Origin of the sequence: Microbacterium sp. LWS13-1.2, from assembly GCF_040144835.1 — a bacterium.
In the GTDB taxonomy this organism is placed as follows: domain Bacteria; phylum Actinomycetota; class Actinomycetes; order Actinomycetales; family Microbacteriaceae; genus Microbacterium.
Map to the genome: position 1 here is coordinate 272,820 of NZ_CP151632.1, position 15,919 is coordinate 288,738.

Sequence of the window (15,919 nt, forward strand, 5' to 3'; positions counted from 1 at the left end):
CTCGCCACCTTAGAGTCCGCCGCTGTGGTTCGGCCGACAGCGGGTCGGCGGCGGCTCCTAGACTCGTCTCATGGCGTCCTTCACCCTCGACTCGAGCCTCGGTGGCGCGGTCGGCGGCAAGACGGCGGCGGCGCTCGAACGCGCGTTCGGCATGACGACGGTCGGCGACCTGCTGGTGCACTATCCGCGCCGTTACGCACGCCGCGGCGAGCTCACGCAGATCTCCTCGCTGCCCGTGGGCGAGCCGGTGACGATCGTGGCCGAGGTGCGGCGGGTGAACGAGCGGCGCATGAAGAACCGCAGCGGGTCGCTGCTCGAGGTCGTGATCAGCGACGGCAACGGCGAGCTGTCGCTGACGTTCTTCAACCAGGCGTGGCGCGTCAAGGATCTGCGGCCCGGGCGGCGCGGCATCTTCGCGGGCAAGGTGGGGGAGTACCGCGGCGCGAAGCAGCTCGCCCACCCCGACTACGAACTGTTCGACGACGAGGAGCAGGCGCGTCTCACGGCCGAGGCCAACATCAACCTGCCCATCCCGATCTACCCCGCCACCAGCACGGTCGCGAGCTGGCAGCTGCAGAAGATCGTCGACTTGGTCCTCGACGGGCTCGGCGACGTGCCGGAGCCGCTCATGGACGAGCTGCGCGCGCGGCACGGGCTGCTCGACGCCCGTACCGCGATCGAGCGCATACATCGCCCCAAGGCTCTCGAGGAGATCGAGCCGGCGCGGGAGACGCTGCGCATGCAGGAGGCGTTCGTCCTGCAGGTGGCGCTGCTGCAGCAGCGGCAGTTCGTGCGGGCGCTGTCGGCGACCCGTCGGGTGCCGGGTGCGCTCCTCGAGCGGTTCGACGCGGCACTGCCATTCCCACGGACACCTGATCAGGTGACCGTCGGCGACGACGTGGCGCGAGACCTCCAGGGCGACTGGCCGATGAACCGGCTGGTGCAGGGGGAGGTCGGCTCCGGGAAGACGCTCGTCGCGCTCCGCGCGATGCTCCAGGTCGCCGAGGACGGCGGCCAGTCCGCGCTCATCGCCCCCACCGAGGTGCTGGCCGCCCAGCACGTGCGCTCCATCGCCCGGATGCTCGGGCCCCAGCTCGCGCCCGAGCTCATGCCGACGCTCCTCACCGGGCAGCTTCCTGCGGCCGAGCGGCGCAAGGCCGCGCTGCGTGCGGCGTCTGGCCAGGCGCGCATCGTGGTCGGCACGCACGCGCTGCTGAGCGAGAGCACGACGTTCGCCGACCTCGGACTCGTGGTGGTCGACGAGCAGCATCGGTTCGGCGTCGAGCAGCGCGAGTCCCTGCGGGCGAAGGGCTCGTCGCCGCACGCCCTCGTGCTGACCGCGACGCCCATCCCGCGCACCGTGGCCATGACGGTGTTCGGCGATCTCGACGTCTCCACGATCCGCACGATGCCGGCGGGTCGCGCCGGCATCGAGACCTTCGTCGCGCCGCTGGCGGAGCGCCCCGGGTGGTTCGGGCGCGTCTGGGAGCGCATCGCCGAGGAGGTCGGCCAGGGGCGCCAGGCGTTCGTGGTGTGCGCCGCCATCGATGCCGAGGCGCTCACCAAGGACGACACCGCGGACGAACCGCCGGGCGACACCGAAGGCGAGACCAGTCGCACCCGCTGGGGCGTCGTGCAGGTCGCCGACCTGCTGTCGCGGCATCCGTCCTTCGCCGACATCCGGGTCGAGAGGCTGCACGGCAAGATGCCCTCCGACGAGAAGGATGCCGTGATGCAGGCGTTCGCCCGCGGCGACATCGACGTGCTCGTGGCCACGACGGTGGTCGAGGTCGGCGTCGATGTGCCGAACGCGTCGACGATGGCGATCCTCGAGGCCGACAGGTTCGGCGTGTCGCAGCTGCACCAGCTGCGCGGGCGCGTGGGTCGCGGCGGGGTGCCGGGCCTGTGCCTGCTGGTCACCGAGGCAGCGGCCGCAACGCCGGCACGGGAGCGGGTCGAAGCCGTCGCCTCGACGCTCGACGGCTTCGCGCTGGCCGAGGTCGACCTCGAGCTGCGAGGAGAGGGCGATGTGCTCGGCGACGCGCAGTCGGGGGCCAGGTCGTCGCTGCGACTGCTCCGCGTCGTGAAGGACGCCGACATCATCTCCGAGGCGCGGGTGGCCGCCGAGCAGGTGCTTGCCGACGACCCGGCGCTGCAGCGGCATCCCGGTCTCGCCGCCGCCCTCGAGCGCAACGTCGGGATGGCGGAGCGCGCCGCGCTCGCGAAGAACTGACGCGGCCGGCCGCCCCGCCGCCGCCCACTAGGCTGGTCGGCATGAGCAGCCGGATCGCCGTCGTCCCGGGATCGTTCGATCCGCCGACCCTCGGTCATCTCGACGTGATCCGCCGTGCCGCATCACTGTACGACCAGCTCCACGTGCTCGTCGTGCACAACCCCGGCAAAGAGGCGATGCTGCCCATCGCACAGCGCCAGGCGCTCCTGGAGCAGTCCATCGCCGAGAGCGACATCGACGGCGACGTGGTCGTGGCCTCGTGGAGCATGGGACTGCTCGTCGACTACGCCACGGATGTCGGCGCGAGCGTCCTCGTGAAGGGCATCCGCTCCCAGGTCGATGTGGCGTACGAGACGCCGATGGCGATCGTGAACCGCCACCTCGCCCACGTCGAGACGGTGTTCCTGCTGCCCGACCCCGCACATGCGCTCGTCTCGAGCTCGCTGGTGCGCCAGGTCGCCGCGCTCGGCGGCGACGTCTCGCCGTACGTGCCCTCGGCGGTGGCGCGGTTCCTCGACACCGGCGCGCGCGGCATCTGACCACGGGGAGTCTGACCACGGGGAGTCTGGCCACGGGGGTCTGACCACGGGGCCCTGGCCACGGGGCGACTCACCAGGAACCGCCGCTAGGCTGGAGACGTGGTCAGAAAGCATGTGACGGGTCCGTTCGTCCTCCCGATCCGCGACATCATCCACCGTTCGGGCGAGATGCGCGAGCACACCATCGAAGCCCCGGCTCCCGCCAAGTGGGGAGAGGGACTGGTCGCCGTCGCCGAGGGTGAGCCCGTCGTCATCGACGTGCGTCTCGAGTCGGTGCACGAGGGCATTCTCGCCTCCGGAGAGATCGACACCGAGTACACCGGCATCTGCAGCCGGTGCCTCATCGACATCGGCGAGGGGCTCAAAGTCGAGTTTCAGGAGCTTTTCGCGTATCCTGGGGAGGAAGAAGCTGACTTCGAGGTTCAAGACGACCACGTGGATCTTGAAACTCTGGTCAGGGAAGCGGTCGTCCTGTCGCTTCCGTTTCAGCCGGTGTGCCAGCCGGATTGCCCCGGCCTCGATCCGGTCACGGGCGAGCGACTGGCCGACAATGCCGGATCGCAGCAGAGCGAGCCTCTCGATCCACGATGGGCCGCGCTCCAGGACTTCACCACGACCAACGACGACGAATCACCGCGCTCCCGCGGCTGATACGCCATCGAGAACACAGAAGAGAGCTAGCCATGGCAGGCAACCCCCCGAAGCGAAAGGTCTCCCGTTCCAACACGCGCTCGCGTCGCGCGCAGTGGAAGGCAGCGCCCATCACGCTGACCACCACGATCGAGAACGGCAAGAAGGTCTACAGCCGCCCGCACCAGGCGAAGGTCGTCACCGACTCGCAGGGTACCGAGCTGTTCCTCGAGTACAAGGGCCGCAAGGTCGCCGACGTCTGATCGTCGTGCACTTGACGTGACAGACGTCGCTGCCGAGCGGACCGCTCACGCAGACCTCACGCAGAAGCTCGGAGTCGTCATCGACGCCGAGCTTCTGTCGCTGGCGCTCACGCACCGGTCCTGGGCGTACGAGAACGGACAGGTTCCGAACAACGAGCGCCTGGAGTTCCTGGGCGACTCCGTACTGGGCCTCGCCGTCACCGTGCGACTGTTCACCGGTCACCCCGATCTCGAAGAGGGGGCGCTCGCGAAGCGCCGCGCCGGCGTCGTGTCGACGGTCGCCCTTGCGGAGATCGCGCGAGGAATCGGCCTCGGCGAGCACCTCATGCTGGGGCGCGGTGAGATCCTCACCGGCGGTCGCGACAAGGACTCGATCCTCGCCGACACCATGGAGGCCATCTTCGGAGCCGCCTATCTGTCGGCGGGGGCGGATGCCGCGACCGGCCTCGTGCTGCGGCTCGTGGAACCGCTGCTCGCCGACCCCGAGCGCTACGGCGCGGCGATGGATCCCAAGACGGCGCTGCAGGAGCTCGCCGCGCACAGCGGCCTGCAGCCCCCGATGTATGCCGTGACCTCGACGGGACCCGACCACGACCGGCGTTTCACCGCGGCCGTCACCGTCGGCGACCTCATCGCCGAGGGCGGCGGGACCAGCAAGAAGCACGCCGAGATGGCCGCGGCGCTGACCGCGTGGCGCGAGCTCAGCGGGCGTGCCTGAGCTTCCCGAGGTCGAGGTCGTCCGTGCCGGGCTCGCCCCCGCGGTCACCGGCGCCCTGGTGCTGGGAGTCACCGTGCTCGATGAGCGCGCGCTGACCCGGCACACCGGAGACGGCGCCGAGTTCGAAGCACGCCTCACCGGACGAGTCGTGCTCTCCGCCGCACGGCGCGGCAAGTTCCTGTGGCTGCCGCTGCAGCCGGCGACGGACGGAACGGCGGCGACCGACGCCGTCGTGGGTCATCTGGGCATGAGCGGTCAGATGCTGCTGCGGGCTCCGGGAGCGCCCGTCGAGCGGCACGAGCGCGTACGCATCGACCTGGCGCACTCCGTCCACGGCGAGCTGTCCGTCGTCTTCGCGGATCAGCGGACGTTCGGGTCGCTGGCGATCGACGACCTGATCCCGACTCCGGACGCCGCGCCGGGCGGACAAGGGTGGGCCGAGGCATCCGTTCCCGCACAGGTCGCCCACATCGCGCGGGACCCCCTGGATCCGGCGTTCTCGGACGCGGGCTTCCGGCGCACCGTCGGACGCAAGGATTCGGCGATCAAGCGCGTGCTGCTCGATCAGACCGTCGTGAGCGGCGTCGGCAACATCTACGCGGACGAGTCGCTGTGGGCTGCGCGCATCCATCCCGAGACGCCCGCGCGCGCGATGTCCACGCGTGCGACGAATCGGCTGCTCGCGGAGGTGCGCCACGTGCTCGAGAAGGCGCTGGCCGAAGGCGGCACCAGTTTCGACGCGCAGTACGTGAACGTCAACGGCCAAGCCGGCTACTTCGCCCACTCACTGAACGCGTACGGCCGCACCGGAGAGCCCTGCCCCCGATGCGGCCGTCCGATCGTGCGCGTGTCGTTCACGAATCGCTCGAGTCACTTCTGCCCGCACTGCCAGCGGACGCCGCGCCCCCTCCCGGCGACGCGCTGACGGCGTCTGGAGGGAGCGCGGCGCCCACCGGCACGATCACACCGACAGCACCTTCTTCCACGCACCCGCATACGAGGCGGGCACGAACCCGATCGCCTCGTTGATGTCGAGCATGTGGCGGTTCTCCTCGGCGTTGAACGTCGAGACCCGCGGCGACTCGGGCACGAGCTCCCGCCAGCGCAGGAGGTTCGCGCACTTCACGATGGTGCCGAGGCGGTGGCCACGGTGCTCCTTCACGACGAGCGTCCCGAACTGCTGGGTGGCCCCGGCACGGTCCTCCGCGATCGCGAGTTCGTTGTACGCCGCGATCCGCCCGGTGGGCACGTGCAGCACGACGGCCACCGAGACGGTGAGCCCCTGCGCCTTCAAGCGGGCGTCGCGACGCTCCACGCGCGCGGCATCCCAGTGCTGCTCGTCGATGACGAGACCGCCGGCCGGCGCGTCGGTCGACATCCGCGAGATCGCGTGGGCGAACCCGTCGACGTGCTCCGGCGGTGTCGGCGACGTCCACTGGACCGAGCGATAGTCCTCACCGGCGACCGCCAGAGCTTCGGCGAGCATGCGCTCGACGGGGGAGAGGTCTCCGGTCAGATCGAACACGCTGTTGCGCTCCACCTGCTCGAGCGTGAAGCCGCTCGCGAGCTGGAACCGCGTCTGCGGATCCTCTGCGGGGACCGAACCCCACCCGGTCGACGGCTCGAGACGTGGACCATCCGTATGCGGTCGATGCAGCGTCCACGTCTGGATCGTGGTGAGCCCGCGTCCCGCGGCCTCACGCTCGACCTCGGCGAGGAGGAGTTCCTCGACGCCCCGGCCGCGGTGCGGCGGGTCGACCATGAGGTCGAACTCGACGGTGCTCGCGTCCGGCTCGTTCGAGATCATGAGCTTCACCGCACCGAGCACATCCTCGCCGCGCAGAGCGGCGAACCCGAGCTGGGTCCAGTCGGACTGGTCCTGCCAGAACCCGAGCATCTCGTCGGGCTCCTCGCGCAGGTAGTCGTGGCCCGCGTCCGCGAGGCAGACGGCGTTGGCGATCCGCACCATCTCGAGGAACAGGTGCGCGTCCGCACCATCGGCGGTCTCGGGGACGGGGATCCGCCGGACTGTCACGACGGCGGAATCGGCGAGATCAGTCATCGAGCACCTTCTTCCATGCGCCCTCGTACGCGACCGGCGCGAAGCCGATCGCCTCGTTGATGTCCAGCATGGGTCGGTTCTCCTCTGCGTTGTAGGTGATGACGCGCGCGGACGCGGGCGCCACGTCGCGCCAGGACAGGAGCCCGGCGCACTTCACGAGCGTGCCGAGCTTGTGCCCACGGTGCTCCTTGAGGACGAGGGTGTCCTCCTGATGGGATGCCTCGGTGCGGTCCTTGCCGATCACCAGCTCGTTGAACGCGCACAGCTCACCGGTCTCGATGTGCTGCGCAGCGGTGACCTGGATGGTGCGACCGGATGAGGTGTAGCGGCCGTCGTGCTCAGCGATGCGGGCGGCGTCCCACGCCTCCTCCGCGAACTCGAGGGCTGCCGAGGGCGCGTCGGTCGACATCCGGGACTTCATCCAGGCGTAGCCCGCGACGAACTCCTCCGGGGTCGGGGCGAACCACTGCACGACCCGGTAGTCGGGTGAGGCGGCCTGCGCTTCGGCGAGGAGCCGTTCGACGCCGGCGAAGGAACCGGTCAGGTCGAAGGCGCTGTTGCGTTCCACCTGCTCCAGCGCGTATCCGTGACGGAGGTAGAACCGCGCGACGTGGTCCTCGGGGATCGCGCCGAACCCGGTCGGCGGCGCGAGCTGAGCGCCCGGAGCCGCGGGATGCTCGGCCCACGACTGCAGCACGGTGCGACCGTGCTCGCGCGCGGTCTTCTCGACCAGCTCGTAGGCGGCGGTGCCGATACCGCGTCCCCAGGTCTCGCGCAGCAGCTCCATGAGCCAGAACGCGGCGTTCGATCCCTCCTCGTGCGGGATGTCGACGCCGACGCGGCCGATGATGGCACCGTCGTCGACGATCACCCATGAGAGGCGGGTCTCGTACTCGGTGGGGCGGTAGTGGGGGAGCAGTTCGTCGGCGGCGATGCGGTGGTCGTCGTGTCCGGAGATCTCCCGGTAGATGAGGTTGCGCACCCGGACCATCTCGACGAAGTCGGCGGCGTCCGGCGCGTCGATCGAGGCGGGTACGACGAGGGGGCGGAATTCCAGCCCCGTGATGGTGGTCATGTCAGCGCGTCCTTGCGAGGTCGATGCGGATGGTTGAGGGGTGGGGTCCGCCGCCCGGGTGCGGGCGGCGGACCCGGTGGCCGTCACGGCCGGGGTGCGAGGCTGGCCTCGCGGAGGTAGGCGCGTTCACGCTGCGCGGTGGCCTCCTGGTGCCGGTACGTGTGAGCGTGCCGACGTCGGTCGTCCGCGAGTCGCGGGGTGCGGGTGCTCCACAGCAGCAGCCTCAGACCCAGGTGGAGGGCGAGGCGGTCCAGGAGCGAGGTCCGGGTGTCGCGGCTCGGGAGCCGCAGCGTATCGGGAAGCCCCGATGGGCGCTGCGGCGCAAGGAGAGTATTCATGATTGCTCTTTCCGGTTGTGAAAGGGATGCCTCGGAGGCGCCGGAGGCGGGGGATGTCATGCCGCAGCACGACGGGACGGAGGCAGGGGGGCGCGCGCTCAGCACCGCGAAGCGGATGCGGCGCAACAGACGGGTATCGCCCGAAGCCGGGCAGACTCGTCCCCTGCGGGGATCAGATGGCGGCGGGGAAGCGGCCGCTCAGCACAGCGCCGAAGGAGCAGGTCCCCGACGCGACGGCACGAATCGCTCCGCCATCACGGGCGGCGATTCCAGTGGTATTCATCAGCATCATCGGGGGACCTCCTTTCTCGACTTCAGACGCGGAGAGTCACGCTAGCGCGTGCGAGATGCCGGCGTCAAGCGAATTCGCAGATTCGCTGTTCGCATGGCGTGTCGCGGCATCCGATTCGTGCGGCCGGTCTGCCGGGAGACGGGGCACCGCTCCGGTAGCGTAGGCGGGTAATCGACCGGGGCGGGGGCGGATCCATGCACCTGAAGAGCGTGACGCTCAAAGGGTTCAAGTCGTTCGCCCAGCCGACGACCTTCGCCCTCGAGCCCGGCGTGACGTGCATCGTCGGCCCCAACGGCTCCGGCAAGTCCAACGTCGTCGACGCCCTCGCCTGGGTGATGGGGGAGCAGGGGGCGAAGACGCTGCGCGGCGGCAAGATGGAAGACGTCATCTTCGCCGGCACGGCGACACGCGGCCCCCTCGGTCGTGCCGAGGTGCAGCTCACGATCGACAACAGCGACGGTGCGCTCCCCATCGAGTACGCCGAGGTGACGATCAGCCGCACGCTGTTCCGCAACGGCACCAGCGAGTACGCCATCAACGGCGAGTCGTGCCGGTTGCTCGACGTGCAGGAGCTGCTGAGCGACTCCGGCCTGGGCCGGGAGATGCACGTGATCGTGGGGCAGGGCCGGCTCGACAGCGTGCTGCAGGCCACGCCCGAGGATCGCCGCGGCTTCATCGAAGAGGCCGCCGGCATCCTGAAGCACCGGCGTCGCAAGGAGAAGACCGTCCGCAAGCTCGACGCGATGGAGGCCAACCTCACGCGCCTGAGCGATCTCGCGGGCGAGCTGCGCCGGCAGCTGAAGCCGCTGGGCCGGCAGGCCGAGATCGCCCGCGAGGCGGCGACGATCGCCGCCGTCGTGCGCGATGCGAAGGCGCGGCTCTTCGCGGACGAGATCTCGGGCCTCCGTGCCGAGCTGGCGTCGCATGCGCAGAGCGAGCAGGAGCGCCACGCCGAGCGCATGGTGCTGCAGGACGGGCTCGACAACGTGCGGGTGCGCATCGAGCAGCTGGAGAACGACCAGCGATCCGAGAGCGTCGACCGTGCGCGTCGCGTCGCGTTCGGGCTGGAGCGCTCGCAGGACCGCCTGCGCAGCCTGTACGCCCTCGCCGGCCAGCGCCTGGCGCTGCTCGGGGACGCCGAGGACGAGGAGCGCCTCGAGCTCACCACAGTGTCGCAGGCGATGATCGACGAGGCCCGCGCCGAGATCGACGACGTGTCGGACGGCTTGGGCGCCGCGCAGGACGCCGCCGCCGCGGCCGCCCGCGACGTCGTGCGCGCCCGCGCCGAGCTCGACGCCCTCGACTCCGACATCGCCGCGCAGAGCGCCCTCGTCTCCGAGCACGACATGAGGATCACCGCGCTGCGCGGCACCGCCGAGGCGGCGGCATCCGCCCTCGCCGCCGTCCAGACCGCGGTCGAGCGCCAGCAGAAGGCGCTGGATGCCGCCCTCGCGCGCCGCGCCGATGCCGAAGAGACCCTCGCCGGTGTCGACCCCGACCTGGTGCCCGACGCGTCGACGGCCGACCATGCCGCCGCGTACGAGCGCGCCCAGCGCGATGCCGCCGAGGCGGAGGCGTCGGTGGCGTCGTTGCGTGAGCGGCTGCACGCGGCGGAGCGGGAGCGCGAGGCGCTGACGGCGCAGACGGCCGCGCTGAGCCGCGCGCTGGATGTCAAGAACGGCGCGTCCGCACTGATCGCGCAGGGTCGCGGCGGTGTTCGCGGCCTCGTCGGAGACGCGGTGCAGGTGCGCTCCGGGTTCGAGGCCGCCATCGCGGCCGTGCTGGGTCCCATCGCGGAAGGCGTGCTGGTCGACGATCGGGCGAGCGCTTTCGCCGTGGCCGACGCGGCGCGTGACGCCGAGGCCGGCATGGTCGACATCGTGATCGCATCGGCGGGCGTGATGCGGCCGGACTTCCCGAAGCTGCGCGGAGTCGTTCCTGCGCGTGAAGTGGTGACGGCACCCGACGGGGTGCTGGGTCTGCTCTCTTACGTCGTGGTCGTCGACGACCTCGAGACGGCTCGGGAGGCCGGACCGGCTCTGGCGATGGCCGAACTCGGCGGACCGCTCACCCTGGTGACCCGCCGTGGCGAGGTGTACACCGAGCACTCGCTCCGCGCAGGTGCCGGCTCGTCCCGTTCCCGGCTCGAGCTGGCGGCGGAGCGGGATGCCGCCGCGGAGCGCCGCGACGAGATCACCGTGGTGGCAGACTCCCTGCACGAAGCGCTCGGCGATGCTACGCGCGAACTCGACTCCGCGCGCCTGCGCACCAAGACCGCGCTGGCGACGCTCCGTGAACACGACGCGGCCCTCGCAGCACACGCGGAGCAGGTGAACCGTGCGACCGTGCGGCATGAAGCGGCCGTCGCCGAGTGCGAGCGCCTCGCCGCCGGCCTGGCGCAAGCCGCCGCGGCGGTCGAGGAGGCCGAGGGCTCAGCGCGCTCGGCGGAGGATCAGCTCACGGCTGCGCTCGAGGCTCCCCGGCCCATCCTCGATGCGTCGGCGCGCGACGGCATGCTCGCCGCACTCGAGGCGGCCCGCGACGCCGAGATGAGTTCGCGGCTCGACGTCGAGACGCTCCGCGAGCGCATCCGCGCCGGCGAGGCGCGGGTCGTCGGGCTCGAACGCCAACGGGAGCGTGAACGCGAGGCCGCCGCCGAGGCAGCACGCCGGGCGGTGGTGCGCCGCGCGCAGCGGGAGATCGCCGCCGGGGTCGCCGGGCAGCTGCCCGCCGTGATCGATTCGGTCGACCGCTCGCTCGCTCAGGCGCGGGCGGAGCTCGCCGCCGCAGAGTCGGAGCGCACCGCGGTGACCGCCGAGCTCGGCGAACTCCGCGCGCAGGAGAGCTCGGTGCGGGAGCGGCTGGCGGGTCTCACCGAGAGCGTCCACAACCTCGAGCTGCAGATCCACGAGAAGCGGCTGCACGTGGGCGGGCTGCTCGAACGCGTGCAGTCCGAGCTCGGCCTCGACGAAGACATTCTCATTTCGGAATATGGGCCGGATCAGCCCGTTCCACTCGTCGCGACGACCCAGGGCGCTGAGCCGGCTGTGGACGGCGCGGAGGCGGAGGCGATTGCGTACGACCGCGGCCAGCAACGGCGGCGACTGCAGGAGGCCGAGCGCAAGCTCACCCAGCTCGGTCGCGTGAACCCGCTTGCGCTCGAGGAGTTCGAAGCCCTCGAGCAGCGTCACAAGTTCATGACCGAGCAGCTCGCGGACCTCACACAGACCCGCAAGGATCTGCTGACGATCATCGAAGAGCTCGACGAGCGCATGCAGTCGATCTTCCTCGCGGCGTTCGAAGACACGAAGGTCGCCTTCGGCGAGGTGTTCCCGATCCTGTTCCCCGGCGGCACCGGGTCGATCACTCTCACCGACCCCGACTCGCCGCTGACGACGGGCATCGAGGTGGCCGTACGCCCGGTCGGCAAGAAGATCGAAAGGCTCTCGCTGCTCTCCGGCGGCGAGCGTTCTCTCGCCGCGGTGGCGCTCCTGACGGCGATCTTCAAGGCCCGGCCGAGCCCCTTCTACATCCTGGACGAGGTGGAGGCCGCGCTGGACGACGCCAACCTCGGCCGCCTTCTGGGCGTCTTCGAGCAGCTGCGCGAATCGAGCCAGCTCATCGTCATCACCCATCAGAAGCGCACCATGGAGATCGCCGACGCCCTCTACGGCGTGTCGATGAGGCAGGACGGCGTCTCCGCCGTCGTCGGACAGCGCATCGTGGAGCGCGTGGCCTCCTGATCGGCGGGTCGGCTGCGCCGACCGCTGGGCGTGGAGCTCGGGGACGGGGGAGTAGCGTTCGCCTATGCACACCTCTGCGCGCGCGGTGACGGCCGGACTGCTGCTGTCGGCGTTCGCGCTGACCGCGTGCACACCGTTCCCACCGGGTGCGCGGCTCTTGTCGCCGGAGCCCTCCGACTCGGCCTCCGCGGATGCCGGCGAGACGCCCGAGCCTGCGGATGACGCCGGCAGTCCACCGGCCGAGATCACCTTCGCCGCGGGTGCGGAACTGGACCCCGCGCTCTGGACGGTGGGTTGGGACGATCGGCTGATGGCCGCCGACGAGCGGTTCGCGACATCGTCGCCCGACGACGGCAACGGCAGCTGGGCGTACCTGGACGGACAGACCCAGTGCACGATCGCCTTCTACCAGGGCGCTATCACCGACCTGGAGCTCGGGGCGGATGATCGCGAGAGCACTGACAACATGCTCGCCGCGGTGCTCAGCACGCAGATTCCGGGGGTGACGGGGGCCGACGTCAGCGCCAACGCATCGGACGACTACGTCGCGCAGACGACGCAGAAGGGCACGGTCGACATCCGCATGGTCGGCGGCAGCGGGGGCGCGGGTGGCGACGAGGCGAGCTGGAGCGAGTTCGGGCGCACGTTCGGCACCCTCGGCACGTCATTGGTCGTCAACGTGGAGTGCCCGCCCGGACAAGACGTCGCCACCGAGGTGACCGACCTTCTCGGCAACTACCTCGGCATCGCGGTGGCGCCCGCGTCGGGGTGAACGGCGCGGGCACTTAGGCTGGGGGGATGGCAGAGAGCTCCTGGTCGCTCGGCCGTGCGCTGCGCGGCATGTTCGTCAAACCCACGATCGATGAGACGACCTGGGAAGACCTCGAGACGGCGCTGCTCACGGCGGACTTCGGCCCCGACATCACCGAGCGCATCATCGACGAGCTGCGCGAGAAGGTCGAGCGGTATCGCACGACCGACCCGCGCGACCTGCAGCGGATGCTGAAGGAGACGCTCGAGGAGCACTTCGCCAAGTTCGACACCACCCTCCGCCTCACCGAGCGGCCCGCCGTCGTGCTCGTCGTCGGCGTGAACGGCGTCGGCAAGACCACGACCATCGGCAAGTTCGCGAAGTTCCTGCAGCGCTACGGACGGTCGGTGGTGGTCGGTGCCGCCGACACCTTCCGCGCCGCTGCCGTCGACCAGCTCGCGACCTGGGCCGAGCGGGGGGGCGCGGCGATCGTGCGGCCGCAGCAGGAGGGCCAGGATCCGGCATCCGTCGCCTTCCAGACCATCGAGTACGCCAAGAGCACCGGCACCGAGATCGTGCTCGTCGACACCGCCGGCCGCCTGCACACCAAGGGCGGGCTCATGGACGAACTCGGCAAGATCCGACGTGTGATCGAGAAGCAGGCGCCGATCAGCGAGGTGCTCCTCGTGCTCGACGCCACGACCGGTCAGAACGGGGTCATGCAGGCTCAGGCCTTCCTGGAGCACGCGGGCGTCACAGGCCTGGTCCTCACCAAGCTCGACGGCTCGGCGAAGGGCGGCTTCGTGCTCGCCGTGCAGGAGCGCACCGGGATTCCGGTGAAGCTGCTGGGTCAGGGCGAGGGGATCGGCGACCTCACCGGCTTCACCCCGCACGTGTTCGCGGCCGCTCTCGTCGACTGATCCTGGCGCCGCCGCGGACCGAATTCACGCCATGCCGTGTTCGGGCTATCGCCGACGCGCTCCTTGCGGTTTCATGGGGTCATGGCGATCGAGCACGACTACTTCGGACTCCTCGAATCGGGGCCTGACGGATCGATCTTCTGGTCGGAGAACGTCGAACTGGGAGACCAGTCCGTCACGGTGGATCTCACGGCGCCCGACCAGGACGACGTCTCCGAGGCCGCCCTCGACGTCGCCGCCGCGCTCATCGCGTCGATCGAGGACATCGACCGCAGCGCGCGCAACGGCATGGTGAACGAGCTGAACGATCGCACCAGCGAAGTGACCGAGTACATCCTGCAGCAGCAGGAGACGCTGGGAGAGGCCCTCGAGGACACGCTCGTCGACATCTCGGGTGACGTCCAGATCGACGTGATCCGCTCGCTCCAGCTCATGAGCATGACGATCCTCGCCGACGAGCACGGCGGCTCGGACCCGTTCGCGGTGCTGGAGTACGCGCTCGATCCCGACGCCACCGACGACGTGCTGCTGGTCAACCTGGACTCCGCCGGGGCCGTGCTGTCGGTCACGAGCGCGGACTGACCGCCGCCGTCACACCGCCTGGGCGAAGCCGCGTTCGACGTGGACGTCCTCGGCGATGTGCGCCAGGTGCGCCGGGATCTCGCGACCCTTGGACAGCATCGACTGCGCCCAGAGGCGGCCTGCGCGGTAGGACGAGCGCACGAGGGGCCCCGCGAGCACTCCGAGGAATCCGATCCGCTCGGCCTCCTCTTTGAACCCGACGAACTCCTGCGGCTTGACCCACCGCGCGACGGGCAGGTGCCGCGGCGACGGCCGGAGGTACTGCGTGATGGTGATGATGTCGGTGCCGGCGGCGCGGAGGTCCTCGAGTGCCCGGATGACCTCCTCGGGCTCCTCTCCCATGCCCAGGATGAGATTCGACTTGGTGATGAGACCCGCATCGCGAGCCTGGGTCAGGACGTCGAGCGAGCGCTCGTAGCGGAAGGCCGGCCGGATCCTCTTGAAGATGCGCGGGACCGTCTCGACGTTGTGCGCGAAGACCTCGGGACGGCTCTCGAAAACCTCGCCGAGCAGGGCCGGGTCGCCGTTGAAATCGGTCGCGAGGATCTCGACGCCCGTGTTCGGGTTCATCGCGTGGATCTGCCGCACCGTCTCGGCGTGGAGCCATGCGCCGCCATCCGGCAGGTCGTCGCGTGCGACTCCCGTCACTGTGGCGTAGCGCAGGTTCATGCGCACCACGCTCTCGGCGACGCGACGGGGCTCGTCCGTGTCGTAGTCCGCCGGCTTGCCGGTGTCGATCTGGCAGAAGTCGCACCGGCGCGTGCACTGCGAGCCGCCGATGAGGAAGGTCGCCTCGCGGTCCTCCCAGCACTCGTAGATGTTGGGGCAGCCGGCCTCCTGGCACACGGTGTGAAGCTCCTCGGTCTTCACGAGCGAATGCAGCGCCTGGTACTCAGGCCCCATCTTGGCCTTGGTCTTGATCCACTCCGGCTTGCGCTCGATCGGCGTCTGCGCGTTGCGCACCTCGAGCCGGAGGAGCTTGCGCCCGTCAGGACCGGAGGGAGCGGATGCCGAGTCCGGCGTGCCCGCGGCACCCGGCGCACTGCTGCAGGCGCTCATGCCGGCACCCCGGCGAAGTCGGCGGCGAACACGCGGCTCACCGTGCCGATCACGTCGCTCGGCGCGATCTCGGCGCCGGCCACCTCGCTGATCGTCGTGACTCCGGCATCCGTGATCCCGCACGGGATGATGCCGCGGAAGCCGGCGAGCGAGTTGTCGCAGTTGAGCGCGAAGCCGTGCATCGTCACGCCCCGCTGCACGCGGACGCCGATCGCGGCGACCTTGTCCTCGCCCAGCGGGCGGCGCACCCAGACGCCGCTGCGGCCTTCGACCCGGTAGCCCTCGACGTCGTACGCGCCCAGCACGTCGATCAGCAGCTGCTCGAGGCGGCGCACGTGTGCGACGACGTCGACCGGCTCGGTGAGCCGCACGATCGGGTAGCCGACGAGCTGTCCCGGGCCATGCCATGTGATCTTGCCGCCTCGGTCGACATCAACGACGGGCGTGCCGTCGGTCGGGCGCTCATGCCGCGCCGTGCGAGCGCCTGCCGTGTAGACGGGCTCGTGCTCCAGCAGCAGCAGCGTGTCGGGTCGCGTGCCCGCCACCACCTCGGCGTGGATGCTTCGCTGCAAGGCCCAGCCGTCGAGATACGGCACGTAGTCGGGGGAGAGGCCGACCGTCTGGATGTCGAGCATCGCGCTCCTTCACTGGTTCGCTCGTGGCGATTGATGGATTGCGTCCAACAATACATCCGCTGCTCGCCCATGCCGAGAC

15 protein-coding genes are annotated in these 15,919 nt (G+C 70.3%); 10 read left to right on the forward strand and 5 right to left on the reverse strand.

Translation table 11 applies throughout. The annotated features are described in order from the left end of the window. The first annotated feature begins 70 nt into the window (after positions 1-70). From MRBLWS13_RS01325 to mutM, 6 genes are all read left to right on the forward strand, one after another. The gene (locus MRBLWS13_RS01325; protein ID WP_349427304.1) at positions 71-2,233 is read left to right on the forward strand and encodes an ATP-dependent DNA helicase RecG; all 2,163 of its coding nucleotides are present in this window, start codon (positions 71-73) and stop codon (positions 2,231-2,233) included. Between the two features lie 41 nt (positions 2,234-2,274). Beyond that, positions 2,275-2,772, forward strand: coding sequence for a pantetheine-phosphate adenylyltransferase (coaD, locus tag MRBLWS13_RS01330; RefSeq protein ID WP_308866992.1), 498 nt, complete (start codon positions 2,275-2,277; stop codon positions 2,770-2,772). A gap of 114 nt (positions 2,773-2,886) precedes the next feature. Beyond that, on the forward strand, positions 2,887-3,423 hold the full coding sequence (locus MRBLWS13_RS01335; RefSeq protein ID WP_349428953.1) for a DUF177 domain-containing protein: 537 nt from the start codon (positions 2,887-2,889) through the stop codon (positions 3,421-3,423). Positions 3,424-3,455: 32 nt separating this feature from the next. Next, positions 3,456-3,665 carry a 50S ribosomal protein L32 gene (rpmF, locus tag MRBLWS13_RS01340; protein WP_163617368.1) on the forward strand — a complete coding sequence of 70 codons (210 nt, stop codon included), beginning with the start codon at positions 3,456-3,458 and terminating at the stop codon, positions 3,663-3,665. A gap of 16 nt (positions 3,666-3,681) precedes the next feature. Then, on the forward strand, positions 3,682-4,383 hold the full coding sequence (rnc, locus tag MRBLWS13_RS01345; RefSeq protein WP_349427305.1) for a ribonuclease III: 702 nt from the start codon (positions 3,682-3,684) through the stop codon (positions 4,381-4,383). Then, on the forward strand, positions 4,376-5,308 hold the full coding sequence (gene mutM, locus MRBLWS13_RS01350) for a bifunctional DNA-formamidopyrimidine glycosylase/DNA-(apurinic or apyrimidinic site) lyase (RefSeq protein ID WP_349427306.1): 933 nt from the start codon (positions 4,376-4,378) through the stop codon (positions 5,306-5,308). The genes rnc and mutM overlap by 8 nt, the downstream gene beginning before the upstream one ends. A gap of 36 nt (positions 5,309-5,344) precedes the next feature. Here mutM and MRBLWS13_RS01355 read toward each other — a convergent pair whose 3' ends face one another. From MRBLWS13_RS01355 to MRBLWS13_RS01365, 3 genes are all read right to left on the reverse strand, one after another. Next, a complete protein-coding gene (locus MRBLWS13_RS01355) occupies positions 5,345-6,445 on the reverse strand; it encodes a GNAT family N-acetyltransferase (RefSeq protein WP_349427307.1) in 1,101 nt (366 codons plus the stop codon). Continuing rightward, on the reverse strand, positions 6,438-7,520 hold the full coding sequence (locus MRBLWS13_RS01360; protein ID WP_349427308.1) for a GNAT family N-acetyltransferase: 1,083 nt from the start codon (positions 7,518-7,520) through the stop codon (positions 6,438-6,440). The genes MRBLWS13_RS01355 and MRBLWS13_RS01360 overlap by 8 nt, the downstream gene beginning before the upstream one ends. A gap of 83 nt (positions 7,521-7,603) precedes the next feature. Continuing rightward, positions 7,604-7,858, reverse strand: coding sequence for a hypothetical protein (locus MRBLWS13_RS01365; RefSeq protein WP_349427309.1), 255 nt, complete (start codon positions 7,856-7,858; stop codon positions 7,604-7,606). A gap of 486 nt (positions 7,859-8,344) precedes the next feature. Here MRBLWS13_RS01365 and smc point away from each other — a divergent pair, with 486 nt between their 5' ends. The 4 genes from smc to MRBLWS13_RS01385 all read left to right on the forward strand — a co-directional run bounded on the left by smc (position 8,345) and on the right by MRBLWS13_RS01385 (position 14,146). Continuing rightward, positions 8,345-11,893, forward strand: a complete 3,549-nt coding sequence (smc, locus tag MRBLWS13_RS01370) for a chromosome segregation protein SMC (protein WP_349427310.1) — start codon at positions 8,345-8,347, stop codon at positions 11,891-11,893. Positions 11,894-11,957: 64 nt separating this feature from the next. Further along, complete coding sequence (locus MRBLWS13_RS01375; protein ID WP_349427311.1) at positions 11,958-12,665, forward strand: hypothetical protein; 708 nt, start codon at positions 11,958-11,960, stop codon at positions 12,663-12,665. Positions 12,666-12,691: 26 nt separating this feature from the next. Next, positions 12,692-13,564 carry a signal recognition particle-docking protein FtsY gene (gene ftsY, locus MRBLWS13_RS01380; RefSeq protein ID WP_331907472.1) on the forward strand — a complete coding sequence of 291 codons (873 nt, stop codon included), beginning with the start codon at positions 12,692-12,694 and terminating at the stop codon, positions 13,562-13,564. Positions 13,565-13,645: 81 nt separating this feature from the next. Continuing rightward, a complete protein-coding gene (locus MRBLWS13_RS01385; RefSeq protein ID WP_349427312.1) occupies positions 13,646-14,146 on the forward strand; it encodes a DUF2004 domain-containing protein in 501 nt (166 codons plus the stop codon). 9 nt (positions 14,147-14,155) lie between these two features. Here the strand turns inward: MRBLWS13_RS01385 and lipA are convergent, their stop codons facing one another. Both lipA and lipB read right to left on the reverse strand, forming a co-directional pair. Beyond that, positions 14,156-15,205: a lipoyl synthase gene (gene lipA, locus MRBLWS13_RS01390; protein ID WP_349427313.1), complete on the reverse strand. Its 1,050-nt coding sequence runs from the start codon at positions 15,203-15,205 to the stop codon at positions 14,156-14,158. Next, complete coding sequence (lipB, locus tag MRBLWS13_RS01395) at positions 15,202-15,840, reverse strand: lipoyl(octanoyl) transferase LipB (protein ID WP_331907478.1); 639 nt, start codon at positions 15,838-15,840, stop codon at positions 15,202-15,204. The genes lipA and lipB overlap by 4 nt, the downstream gene beginning before the upstream one ends. Positions 15,841-15,919: the final 79 nt, after the last annotated feature.